Here is a 12,917-nt window from a genome sequence, read left to right on the forward strand (position 1 = left end):
CGATTTTCGTTCACTTACGGACACAGGCTGGCGAAGTAGGGAGCGTAGCGCTACTCGCTGCGTAAACTCTTTACCGGATTCATTAACGCAGCTTTCACACTCTGAAAACTGATGGTGAGTAGGGCAATCCCGATGGCTAGTATCCCCGCCAGCGCAAATACCCACCACGATAAGTCGACCTTATAGGCGAAGCCCTGTAACCACTGGTTCATGGCGTACCAGGCCAGGGGCGACGCAATGGCAATGGCCAGCAGAACCAGCTTCAGGAAATCCTGGGAGAGCAACCCAATGATACTGCTTACAGATGCACCGAGTACTTTACGAATGCCGATTTCCTTGGTACGCTGTTCGGCCGTAAACGCTGAGAGCCCAAACAGACCCAGGCAGGAAATGAAAATAGCCAGAAACGCAAAGTAATTGGCCAGACTGCCCACGACGGTTTCGCTCTTGTATAGCTTCTGGTATTCATCGTCGGCAAAGCGGTAGGCAAACGGAAATTTCGGATTCATCTGTTTCCATAAACCCTCGATACTGGCCAGGGCCTGCGTCGTTTGCCCGGGCTGGGTTCGAATGAGGAAATTTTGCATACCGGGTTCCGTACTTAACCGGATGATCAGGGGAGAAATGGGAATGTGCAGCGACTGAAAATGAAAATCCTGCATGACGCCAATGATTTTTCCCGGCTTTCCCCACATCGTAATCGGTTGTCCCACGAGCGAGCTGGCCGACCCGGCAGCTTTATACCCAATGCGCTTAGCCGCAGCTTCGTTGATCAGGTAATTGGTGGTGTCGGTTCCAAATTCGGGGGAGAAATCCCGGCCGGTCACGTTCACTTTCAGCGTTTTCATCAGATCGTAACCAACGGCCGTCTGGGTCATTTCGATGTTGACGTTCGGATCTTTCCCCGGCCAGGTTACCCCGCCAGTGCTGCTGCCAATATTAGTGGGCGCTTCCTGCATGGATGATACGGCCAGAATGCCGGGTTGCCGAAGCAACTCATCTTTAAACGTTTTGTAGCTTGATAAACTGGTGAGTTCGCCCTCTACCGGAACGTAGATCAGGTTCTCCCGCTCGTAGCCAAGGTTGGTCGTTTGCACGTAATTGACCTGCCGGTACACGATGATCGTCCCTACGATGAGCAGCATAGACAGCACAAACTGAAACACAACCAGCCCTTGTCGGAAAAACCGGGCTCCAGCCCCGAATTTCAAGGTGCCTTTTAACACTCGAACTGGCTCCAGCGATGATAGAAACATGGCCGGATAACTTCCCGCAATCAGGCCGGTGAATAGGGCCATCCCAACCAGTACTACCCAAAAAGACGCTTGCGTCGTTTGCAGGCTTATGTGTTTGCCCGTTAAGGAGTTGAAGAAAGGGAGGGTCAGGAAAACGAGGAATAACGCAATGAGTAAAGCCAGAACCGTAAATAACAAAGCCTCGCCAATAAACTGACCAGCCAGCACACTTCGTACGGCGCCAATCACCTTCCGAACGCCCACTTCCCGTGCTCGCTTGACGGAGCGAGCCGTGGCCAGATTCATAAAATTGATACAGGCAATCAGCAACAGAAATACGGCCACAAGTGTAAACAAGCGTACATACTCGATGCGACCGCCGTCCTGCTGGCCATTTTTGAAGTTAGAATACAGGTAACCGTCCAGGTAAGCTTGTAAAAAGAGTTGCGCATCGAAACTCTTGCCAATCTCTTTGTTGTATTTCCGCAGGAAGGGTCCCAGTTTGGCCTCAAAAGCGGCCGTGTTGACCGGTTCGCCGTTGCTGGCGGGGCGAAGCATGATGCGCGTGTGCGGGCCATTGTTGCCCCATTCTTTCATCCATGGATTGCGCGTCAGACAGTCGTACCAGTTAAGCAGGAAGTCATACTTGTCGGACGATGTTTCGGGCAGGTTTTCAAAGACCGCCGTAACCTGATAATCATTCTTATTGTCGATGCGGATGCTTTTGCCAAGAGCCGACACCGGATTGCCGAAGTAAAACTCGGCCGTTTTTCGGGAAATAGCCAGGCTATTGGGCGAGTTCAGTGCCGTGGCGGGTGTACCGGCCAACAGGGGAATACTGAACATGCTGAACCAGTCAGCACCTGCCCAATGGCCGGTTTCTTTGTTGATTTTCTCGCCAGCGGCAAACGTCACATTGGCATCCCAGCCCGTATAGCCAGCCGCATACACCACCTCTGGGAACTGCTTTTTCAGCTCATCGGCTAACACGCCGGGGGTGAACCGGCCCGTCTGAACCTGTCCATCGTAAAACTGCCGTTGCATGACGTTGTACAGATGCGGGCCGTTTGTATGGTAACTATCCATGCGCAGCTCGTCCTGAATCCACAGGAAAATGAGCAAACTACAACCCATGCCCAGCGCCAGTCCCAGAATATTGATCGCCGAAAAGGCTTTGTTGCGAATCAGGTTTCGCCAGGCAATTTTGACGTAGTTCGTTAGCATCGTGGTTCGTTATTTTAGTTCCGGGTTGTTGGCACGCCTATTTCGTTCTCGATACGCTCAATGATCTGTTGTCGTTCCGGCTGCGATTTGTTCCGGGCATTCAGGGTTCGATCGTACGTGAAATCGTCGCCATCTCTCCTGAACCGATAGCGCAGGTGTAACTCCCCCGATTCGGTGTTGTAGTTCACTTCTTTGGTGTAGGGCTGTTTTCCACCTACCGCGACTGCCAGGTTATTGCCGCTATTGACCGATACAATGGTCTGATCATGGCTATTGATGCCGACTTCTTCTGGATGGCTTGGGGGTGTCGGGGGCATGGGCGCCCTCGGGGTACGTGGAGCCGGTACGGCATTCGGAGCAACGGGTGGTTTGGTTGGTTCGGAAACACGCACGTTCAGCGAATCCAGAATGTGTTCGCGCAGGGCGTTTCGCTCCGTCTTGCTTAATTTAGATACGTCGAAGGTGCGGTCATAATCGATCGGTTTATCATCGACGGTGCCTTGCACCCGAATAGACAGTAGTTTGCCGTCGTCGTTGATGCTCCGGCTGATGGATGAATGCTGAGCGATGGCCAGCGACGTAGTAAGCGCCAGCAAAGTGGTTACGAGCGTTCTCATAAGGATTGTCGATTGGTTGGTTTTCGATAGGCTAACCGGAATCCAGGGAGCCGAAGCGCGGATTCAGTCAATGCCTTATAGACACCAGATTCTTGTTTACGTTGCTCCACACCTTACTCGCTGCGCAAACTTTTCACCGGATTCATCAAGGCCGCTTTAATGCTCTGAAAACTCACCGTCAGCAAGGCAACGCCTACCGCCAGCAGTCCTGCCAGCGCAAACATCCACCAGGCGATGTCGATTTTGTAGGCGAACTTCTGGAGCCATTGATTCATGACATACCAGGCGATGGGCGAACTCAGGACCAGCGCCACCAGCACCAGCTTAACGAAGTCGAAGGAGAACAATCCGAAGATATGCGCCGTTGAAGCGCCGAGCGCTTTCCGAATACCAATTTCCTTGGTCCGGGTTTCGGCCATGAAAGCCACGACGCCGTAAAGGCCCAGGCAGCCGATAAAGATGGCAATGCCCGCCAGCAATTGGAACAGCAGATACATACGTTGTTCGGTTTTGTAGAAATTGGCGAGTGTTTCATCCAGAAAACTGTATTTAAACACGAAGTCGGGGAAGGTGGCGTTCCAGTGCGTTTCGATTTCCTTCAGCAACTGGCTAACGGCTTCCGCATTGGCCTGTTTGGCCGTCAGTTTGATGCCTAAACTGCGGTATTGATCGCGGTAGGAGGTCAATACACTTGGTTCGATGTGCTGATGCAGCGAAAACGCGTTGAAGTCCTTGACGACGCCAACAATCGGCTTTTTCATGTCCTCACCGTTCACGGTCATCAACTTACCAAGTACCTGCTCGGGCTTCTGAAACCCCAGACGTTTCATAAAGGCTTCATTGATAACGAACTCCCGTATGGTGTCGGCAGGCTGGTACATGCGTCCGGCCAGTAATTTCAGTCCGTAGGTGTGCACATAGGCCGTATCGGCTGGCCGCATCAGTACACCGTAATCGGGCTCTTTGTCCGAATTGCCGAAGCGAAAGCCCGTTGTCCAGTTGCTGGTTGAGGAGGGCGTCGTCATGGCATAACTCATGGACTGTATGCCGGGGAGGCCCGTTAGTTTAGCGGTCAGCGATTCAAGCTGGCCGGGCTTTTTCTCCGGTATCAGCACCGTCAGCACGGCCTCCCGGCTATAGCCTAAGTCGGCCGAACGGAAGTACTTCATCTGGCTATAGGCAATGATCGTTCCGATAATGAGCAACTGCGAAATGGCAAACTGCCCCACAATTAATCCCCGGCGGAGCGATAGCTGTGCATTGCCCCGACCCGATGACCGGATCTTGCCTTTCAAGGCTAAAATGGGTTGGTAACCGGATAAGACCAGGGCCGGATAAAAACCAGCCAGTGTGGTCGTCAGTATCCCCAGCGCACACAGGAAGAGAATAATAGTTGGGTCGAATAGCGTTGCGCTTTCCGACTTTATATTGAGTAACTCGCCCACGTAGGGCAGCGACACCTGCGCCACCAGGAAGGCCAGCACCATCGCCAGGGCAGTTAGCACGCCGGTTTCACCCAGAAACTGACGCACCAGTTGACCGCGCGAGCTACCCAGCACTTTTCGGACCCCCACTTCTTTGGCCCGACGAATGGCCTGCGCCGTGGCCAAGTTAACGAAGTTGACACAGGCCGTGACCAGAATGAACAGGCCAATCAACCCCATTGCCCAGATCATTTCCCTGCTCACGGTCCGCTTGGCAAAATTGTCGGTGCGCGTGTCGAAATGGATGCTGGTCAGCGGTTGGAGCGCATAGATCAGGTCACGGGCATCGTCGGACTTATGGTATTTGTTGACGAATGCGGCCAGTTGTTTGTCCATCTGTGCTGCGGCCATCGGCTGATCGGCTGGTGCGTTGGGTAGCTTCAGGTAGATTTGCGCACCACCGTATGTCGACTGCCAGTCGTCCCAGTTGGTGCTGGCTCCAAACTGTTTGAGGGAGGCAAACGACAACAGCACCTCAAAAGGCAGGCTGCTTGTAGCGGGAGGCTCCTGGATCACGCCCGTTACCACAAAGTCGGTCTTGTTTTCGAGCCGGAGCGTTTGGCCAATCGGATTGCCTGCACCAAAATATTTTTCAGCCATTCGCTCGCTCAGGACAACCGTATTGGGATTGGTGAGTGACGTTTGCGGGCTGCCGCTTTTCCAGATGTAGTCGAACAGACGGAAATATTCGGGTTCGGCGAACGCAATGACGCCATCGCCCTCCTGGAATTTTTTAGTCGCAACGTTGGCTTTTCCACGCACACTGACCACCACATTGGCCATCCGATAAACCATCGTCACATCGTGTTTCAACGATGGGAAATCGTTTCGCAACGCGGGTAATGCAGGGAGTGGAATGCCGGCCTGCCAGCGGTCGTCGTTCGATTTTTTGTTAAACGAAATCAGTCGATAAGTCTGGTCGGCATGGGCGTTGTGCTGGTCGAAGCTCAGTTCGTACCGAATGGCCAGAAACAAAAGTAAACAACAGGCCAGGCTGAGGGTCAGCCCCAGCACGTTGATGATCGAATAACTCCAATTGCGCTTCAAGGCGCGGAGGGCGGTAGTAAGATAGCTTTTTAGCATAATTCGTTATTCAGATCGTAGAGACGTAACGGGGTTCATCAGGGCCGTAGCAATCGTTTTGCCACCAATCGACAGGAGCACTAAGAACAGGACAAACAGGGCGGGGACGGCAAAAAGCCACCAGCTTAATTCGATACGGGCCGCGTAACTGGTTAGCCAGTTTCTGACCAGAAAATAGGTGATGGGCAAGCCGATAACGATGGATACCAGCACAGTACGAATAAAATCTTTCGAGAGTAAAATCAGCAGATTTGTCGTGCTGGCGCCAATAACTTTGCGAATGCCGATTTCCTTCGTTCGTTTGGAAACGGTAAACGTAGCCAGGCCGAACAAGCCCAGGCAGGAAATCAGAATGGCGAAGCCCGTCAGGGCACCGAACACCTGCTGAAAGCGTTCGTCGGCTTTGTATTGTTTGTCATATTCACTGTCCATGAAGAAGTAGCTGAACGGCGAATAGGGGAAATTGGCCTCGTATACCTTCTTCAACGTCGCGAGTTGTTCCTTGGGGTTTCCCCCGGCAAACTTCACGCTGGCGTATGAATCGAAGTTGGGCGAATACAAGTGTATGATCGGAATATAAGCTGCCTTGGGCGATTCGTAGTGGTAATTCTGGACAACGCCCCGAATCGTTGCCGTGCGCCCCCAGAAGTCTACCCGTCGGCCAATCGCGGCTGCGGGCGTTGGAATTTCCCAGAGCCGGAGGGTTTCTTCATTGACAATGAGCTGCCGGTTGGTCGTATCTGAATAACCGGGCTGAGTTGTGGCGTCGAAGTTTTTGCCTGCCAGTAATTTGATGCCCATCAGTCCGACAAATGATGTATCTATCTGGGTCAAATAGTAGTTGTAGGAGGTTTTCTTTGACGCATCCGACAAATTAAGGCCCGTTGTCGTATTCAGTTGGGTGGATCCCAGACCCGGTACGGTGCCGGAAAGAGACACCGCCTTTACCTGTGCCTGATCGAGCAGCATTTGCCGAAACGCTCCATAATCCTGCTGCGCTTTATTTCCTACCGGCGCTTTTACCACAAGAGTGTGGGAAATGTTTACCCCTAAGTTTTGCTCCCGCAGAAAGTTGACCTGCTGATAAACGACGAACGTTTGTACCAGCAGAATCAGGGTAATCGTAAATTGAAAGACCACTAACGATTTGCGCAACAATGTTCCTTTGGTAGAGCGTGAGAAATTGCCTTTGAGAACAGCGATCGGATCGAACGATGACAGGACAAAGGCTGGATAAAAGCCCGATAAAAGAATGCTCAGTACTAGAAACACCCCAACGCTTTGCCAGAAAAATACGTCTCCGAACACGCTGAAGCCTTCGGGCAGACCCGCCACCTGAACAAACACCGACCGCAGGGCAGCGACGAATCCCACGGCCAGAATGCCGGCAACGATATTGACCAGGACGGTTTCTATAAAAATTTGTATCCTTATCTGACGTTGGGTAGAACCAACGACTTTTCTCATACCAATTTCCCGGGCCCGGTCGAGGGCTTTGGACGTGGTCAGATTGACATAGTTGACAAACGCACTCAGGAGCACCAGCAGGGCTACACCCAACAGGAAGTAGACCGACCGGGCTTCGCCATTGGGTTCGGTTTCGAAGTTTTTATGGGAATACAGGTGAATGTCCTTGATTTTCTGCCCGATCACCCGATGATTTCGTACTTTCTTTTCACGAACTAACCGGTCGTTGAAGGCTACCAGCGATTTCGTAAACCCTTCGTAACTGGCGTTATCGGCCAGTTGCAGGTACGTGAGCGTGTTGTTTCCATTCCAGTTGTCTTCCTGTTCGCCAAAGTCCGACAGCATCGTCGGGTAGGAGAATAGCATGTTGAATTTCAAGTGCGTATTGGCCGGGCTATCCGGCACTACGCCCACGATTTCGAACAGAACGCTGCCTTCCGACTTCAGGATTTTCAGGGTTTTGCCCAGCACATCCAGCGTTTTAAAGTAGGTTAACGCCATCGTTTTCGTCAGGACAACCTGCCGTGGCCGGGTAAAAAGACCGTTGAGGCTTCCCCGGAGTAGCGGGTAGTTGAACATCGAGAAGAAAGTAGGATCAACTGCGTAGATATTATTGACCAGGTGATACCTATCGCCGATCTGAATAGTCATGCTGGATTCACCGACAGGATAAGCGCGGGTATACTTGACGACCTCATTCATTTCCCGCATCGCTTTAGGCCCCACCGGGGGATTGGTTTCTGTGTCCTGCGCGTGGACTGTACCCCCGTTCATATAATCCATAGTGAGCCGCACGATCCGGTCAGCCAGCGGGTGTGTGTTCTCGTAGCTCAACTCGAAGCGCACATACTGGATAATGAGCAGCGCCACGGCCAAACCGGTGGCCAGCCCCACCACGTTGATGAGCGTGAAGGTATTGTCTTTCCGGAAGATTCGCAGGGCGATTTTGATATAGTTTGTAAGCATACTTGTCAGGATTTATTCGGATCGCAGACTCTTCACCGGATTCATCAGGGCGGCTTTGACGCTCTGAAAACTGACCGTCAGTAGGGCGATACCGATGGCCAGTACGGCCGCTACTACAAACATCCACCACTCGATGTCGATTTTGTAGGCAAATTCCTCCAGCCAGCGGCTCATGACGTACCAGGCTAGAGGAGTGGCCAGTACAATGGCGATGAGCACCAGCTTTAAGAAATCTTTGGAAAGCAACGCAACAAGGCTGGTAACTGACGCCCCCAGCACTTTTCGAACTCCAACCTCTTTAGTCCGTTGCTCAGCCGTAAACGTAGCCAGACCGAACAAGCCCAGACAGGCAATGAAGATAGCCAGGCTCGAAAAAGCTAGAAACAGGTTGCCTTTACGCTCGTCGGACTGGTATTGTTGGGCAAAGGTTTGGTCCAGGAAGGTGTACTCAAAGGGCTGGTTTGGGTTGACCTGTTTATAAACAGTGCTGACGTAAGCCAGGGCGTCGGGGACTTGCTGCGCAGCGACTCGCACGACAAGCTTGTCGCCCCGATCTTCGTGCGTAACCAGAACGAGCGGCTCTATTTTGTTACGCAGCGAACGTAAATGGAAATCGCGAATAACGCCGGTGATGGGTATACGCTTTGAATCAAATCCTACCAGCCCTTCTTTCAGGGATTTCCAGCCCAGCCTTTTAAGCATGGCTTCGTTGATAAGTACCGCTCCCGTCGAATCACTGGCTAAGTCAGTCGAAAAATTGCGGCCTTCTTTCACGCCGATCTGCAAGACGTTGAGAAAATCGCGATCTACTGAGAAATACTCCGTACTAACGGGTTGCTCTTTACCGCCGACATAAAAATCAAATGTGGTTTTATCGTTCAATTCGCCACCTATTGACCCATTGGTTAGCGTGGCTCCTTTGATAATAGAGTTTTGCAATAGCTTATCCTTCAGTAATTTAGCTGATCGCTGGGCCGTTGGTGCTTTGAGCGAAAGCACCAGCACCTGTTCCTGATTGAACCCTAGCTGCGTATGCCGCATGTATTGTAATTGGCGATACACCACGACTGTTCCCACGATCATGACAATTGAAATCGTAAACTGTAGAACCACTAGTGATTTACGCAGAAGAAGGCCTTTCCCGCTGGTGGAGAACGTTCCTTTCAGAACGGCCACCGGATTGAAACGGGAGAGTACGAAAGCTGGATAAAGCCCGCCGACCAAGCCGACCAGCAAGCTAAAGCCAAGGAGCAAGCTAAGCGTCTGAAGGCTCCAGATATCGATCGATAATGTTTTAGCTGTTAGATAATTAAAAAGTGGAAGCAGACTATACAATAGGAGAATACTAATTATAAGAGCCAGTAACGACAGTAATATCGACTCCGATAAAAATTGGCCAACTAACTGAATACGCAACGATCCGACGGCTTTCCGGACACCGATTTCACGGGCTCGGCCAGCCGACCGCGCCGTTGCGAGGTTAATGTAATTGACAATGGCAATCAGCAGGATAAAAAAGCCAATAGCAGAAAACGTGTAGACGTAAGCCATATTGCCTACATTTTCTTCCCCCATCAGGTGGCTCGAAAAGAGGTGCATGTCTGTCAACGGCTGTAACGTAATGTCGAACGTAACCCCTTTCCCCGTCTCATCACCGATGGCTCGGGCAATGTATTTTTTGTAGAAAGCGGACATTTTACGAACCAGCTTTTGTGAATCACCATTCGGGTGAAGCATTAAATAAGTAACTGAGCCAAAGTTGTCCCATTTGTCCAGTTGAATGCCGTTAAGCTGAGTATTGCTGTAGGGAAGGATCGCGCCGAATTTTAGATGGTGATTCGCAGGCGCATCGCGAATGACACCTGCCACGGTCAGTGGGTAGGCATCTTTTACGTTGATTATCTTACCCAATACCCCCTCTGTTCGCCCAAATAGCGACATCGCCAGTGTCTGAGTCAGAATGACACTGTTCGGTTTCAACAAGGACGCTCTAGGATTGCCGTCGATAAATGAATAGTCGAAAAACGAAAACAAGGTCGAATCGGCGTAGATGACATTCTTAACGTAAAGCGCTTTCTCGCCAACTCGGAACAAAATCTCGTGGCCGGGTTTGACACGTAATACATGACTAACTTCGGGGTATTCGTGTTGGAGGGCTGGTCCAATTGGTGCTGAAACGACACCCATATTCAGATCATTATCGCCCCATTTGAGATGCAGATTTAGCCGATAAATATCGGCCGCACGCGTATGGTATCCGTCGAACGTGAGTTCGTCATAAACGTAAAGCTCCAGCAGGATAGCACCAACCATGCCACTAACTAACCCCAATAGCGTGAGGGCACTATATATTTTATTGCGGACCAGATTTCGCCAGGCAATTTTCAAATAGTTTGTGAGCATCATTGTCAGGATTTATTCGGATCGCAGACTCTTCACCGGGTCCAGCAGGGCTGCCTTTATACTCTGGAAACTCACCGTCAACAAAGCAATGCCGACGGCTAGTAATCCTGCCCCGGCAAACACCCACCAGGAAAGATCAATTCGGTAGGCAAAACCTTCCAGCCAGCGATCCATGGCAAGCCAGGCAACGGGTACGGCCAGAACGATGGCGATGAGCACGAGTTTCAGAAAATCTTTGGATAAGAGCGCGATGATGCTGACGACGGATGCACCCAGCACTTTTCGAACACCAATCTCTTTGGTGCGTTGTTCCGCCGTGAACGCGGCCAAGCCAAACAAGCCCAGACAGGCAATGACGATGGATATGACGGCAAAAATTGTAAATAACTGACTTGTTCTTTGTTCTTTTTCGTAGAGAAATGCGAGCCGCTCGTTCAGAAATGAATACGTGAACGGAGCTGGCGGAGCAAAGGATTCCCATTGCTTTTTGAAAGAGGCTATGACATCCGAAACATCCGTCGCTTTCACTTTCACAAGGATGGCACCAGAGTTACGCCCCAGAAGCATCATCAGCGGGGCAATTTTTTGTCGGGCCGACACGTAATGAAAGTCTTTCACCACACCAATAATGGTGAATTCGTGTTGGCCGGAACGAACAATTTTCTTGCCGAGCGGACTGGTATTTCCCAGCCCTAACTCACGAACGGCCGTTTCATTGATGATTGTGGCTGTAGAGTCGGTTGAAAACGCTTTGGAAAAAGACCGTCCTTCTTTCATTTCCATACCCAGCGTTTTCAGGTAATCCTCGTCGACATGGTAAATGTTGGTTTGGATTTCGGCTCGGTTCTGGCCGCCTTTGTCCCGTTTCGCGTAAATCTGGGTGCCATCCATATTGTTCATGCCAACCGGAATGTTGCCGGAAAGGCTGGCCTGAATGACGCGGCTGTCTTGTTGAAGCTGCTGCTTGAAAACGGACTCGTTTTGCCCCAGCATGTACGAGTCCTGAATCACCAGTACCTGATCCTTATCGAAACCCACTTTCTTGTTCTGCATGAAATGCAACTGCTGGTAGGCTACCATCGTGGCTACGATCAGCGTACCAGAAACGGCGAACTGGAACACGACCAACCCGCTCCTGAGGTTGCTGCGACGACTGGTTTGCACTGCCGATCCACCTTTCAACACCGCCGTTATCTTTGAGAAAGAGAGTAGAAACGCTGGATAGGCACCCGCCAGAATACCGACGAAAACGCCGAATGCCAGCAGGATACTAACGTTCTCTACGGATAGTAGGGAGGCCATCGAAATTTCTTTCCCGGCTAGTTCATTGAAGGAGGGTAGCAGCAAGCCAACGGCAAAAACAGCCAGAAGCAGGGCAATAAAGGTCAGTAACGTAGACTCGAGTAAAAATTGCCTGATTAACTGGGTCCTGACGGAGCCCATTACTTTACGAATGCCAATCTCTTTCGAGCGCCCCGCGGCCCCCGCCGTGGATAAGTTCGTGAAATTGACAATGGCCAGGAGCAGAATGAAAATCGCCAGGATACTGAATATATATACCGAATTAATATCGCCGTTGGCTGCTAGTTCGTATTTAGTCGCCGAATGAAGGTGAATGTCGGTCAAGGGCATCAGAGAAAACCGGAATGTATCAACCGATTTCTGCGCTTCGGCCAGACTAACGCCCATGTCGGCCCTTATTTCCGGCACTACATAGTTGGCGACCAATTGGGGGAATTTAGCTTCGAGCTTCTGCGGATCGGCACCTTTGTTCAAAACCAGGTATGTATAAAAGCCGATGTTGCTCCAGGTTAGCGACTTAGAAGCCAAATCGGCCATACTTAAAAACGCATCGAAGTGAAAGTGCGTGTTGCTGGGTATTCGGTCAATAACACCGGTCACTTTTCGCACCTCCTGCCCTTTGCCAAAAAGAAGTGCTTTGCCCAGAGCGGGGCTGGTTCCAAAATATTTCTGCGCAAAAGCTTTCGTAACGACTATAGAGCCGGGTTCTTTCAGGGCAGTTTTCAGGTCGCCCTCCAGCAAGGGAATGGAAAAGATTTCCAGGAAGTTCGAGTCGGCCATGGCAATAGCCTGCTCCTTGAATTGTTTATCCTGGTACCGCATAAAGACCTGGCTCCACGGTACTAAGCGGGTAACCGCCAGTACCTCCGGAAACGCAGCCTGGATACCCGGTCCGACAGCCGCATCCACATTGGAAAAATCCGTAGTGCCGCCATTCTCCGTTAACTGAAGCCCTACCCGATATAGCTGACTTGCCCGCGTCGGATAACGGTCATAACTCAGCTCGTCCGTGACAAATGCCGCAATCAGAATACAACAGGTCATCCCAACGGCCAGCCCCACAATGTTGATGACTGAAAAAACCTTGTTTTTCATCAGGCTTCGCCAGGAAATCTTGATATAGTTTGTAAGCATGG

At 51.2% G+C, this 12,917-nt stretch carries 6 protein-coding genes; all 6 read right to left on the bottom strand.

Annotated elements, in window-relative coordinates; genetic code table 11:
- Positions 1-50: 50 nt before the first annotated feature.
- The 6 genes from ACYU8Y_RS10895 to ACYU8Y_RS10920 all read right to left on the bottom strand — a co-directional run bounded on the left by ACYU8Y_RS10895 (position 51) and on the right by ACYU8Y_RS10920 (position 12,915).
- The gene (locus ACYU8Y_RS10895) at positions 51-2,459 is read right to left on the bottom strand and encodes an ABC transporter permease (RefSeq protein WP_460937020.1); all 2,409 of its coding nucleotides are present in this window, start codon (positions 2,457-2,459) and stop codon (positions 51-53) included.
- A 14-nt stretch (positions 2,460-2,473) separates the two neighbouring features.
- The gene (locus ACYU8Y_RS10900) at positions 2,474-3,076 is read right to left on the bottom strand and encodes a hypothetical protein (protein ID WP_460937022.1); all 603 of its coding nucleotides are present in this window, start codon (positions 3,074-3,076) and stop codon (positions 2,474-2,476) included.
- Positions 3,077-3,189: 113 nt separating this feature from the next.
- Positions 3,190-5,643: an ABC transporter permease gene (locus ACYU8Y_RS10905; protein WP_460937024.1), complete on the bottom strand. Its 2,454-nt coding sequence runs from the start codon at positions 5,641-5,643 to the stop codon at positions 3,190-3,192.
- Between the two features lie 6 nt (positions 5,644-5,649).
- The gene (locus tag ACYU8Y_RS10910; RefSeq protein ID WP_460937026.1) at positions 5,650-8,076 is read right to left on the bottom strand and encodes an ABC transporter permease; all 2,427 of its coding nucleotides are present in this window, start codon (positions 8,074-8,076) and stop codon (positions 5,650-5,652) included.
- 12 nt (positions 8,077-8,088) lie between these two features.
- Positions 8,089-10,482, bottom strand: coding sequence for an ABC transporter permease (locus ACYU8Y_RS10915; RefSeq protein WP_460937028.1), 2,394 nt, complete (start codon positions 10,480-10,482; stop codon positions 8,089-8,091).
- 9 nt (positions 10,483-10,491) lie between these two features.
- The gene (locus ACYU8Y_RS10920) at positions 10,492-12,915 is read right to left on the bottom strand and encodes an ABC transporter permease (RefSeq protein ID WP_460937030.1); all 2,424 of its coding nucleotides are present in this window, start codon (positions 12,913-12,915) and stop codon (positions 10,492-10,494) included.
- Between the last annotated feature and the right edge of the window lie 2 nt (positions 12,916-12,917).

This window comes from Spirosoma humi (assembly GCF_054776575.1).

Excerpts from the sequence above, each read along its gene's own strand:
- ACYU8Y_RS10895 (WP_460937020.1), bottom strand. The coding sequence starts at position 2,459 with ATGCTAACGAACTACGTCAAAATTGCCTGGCGAAACCTGATTCGCAAC.
- ACYU8Y_RS10900 (WP_460937022.1), bottom strand. The coding sequence starts at position 3,076 with ATGAGAACGCTCGTAACCACTTTGCTGGCGCTTACTACGTCGCTGGCC.
- ACYU8Y_RS10905 (WP_460937024.1), bottom strand. The coding sequence starts at position 5,643 with ATGCTAAAAAGCTATCTTACTACCGCCCTCCGCGCCTTGAAGCGCAAT.
- ACYU8Y_RS10910 (WP_460937026.1), bottom strand. The coding sequence starts at position 8,076 with ATGCTTACAAACTATATCAAAATCGCCCTGCGAATCTTCCGGAAAGAC.
- ACYU8Y_RS10915 (WP_460937028.1), bottom strand. The coding sequence starts at position 10,482 with ATGATGCTCACAAACTATTTGAAAATTGCCTGGCGAAATCTGGTCCGC.
- ACYU8Y_RS10920 (WP_460937030.1), bottom strand. The coding sequence starts at position 12,915 with ATGCTTACAAACTATATCAAGATTTCCTGGCGAAGCCTGATGAAAAAC.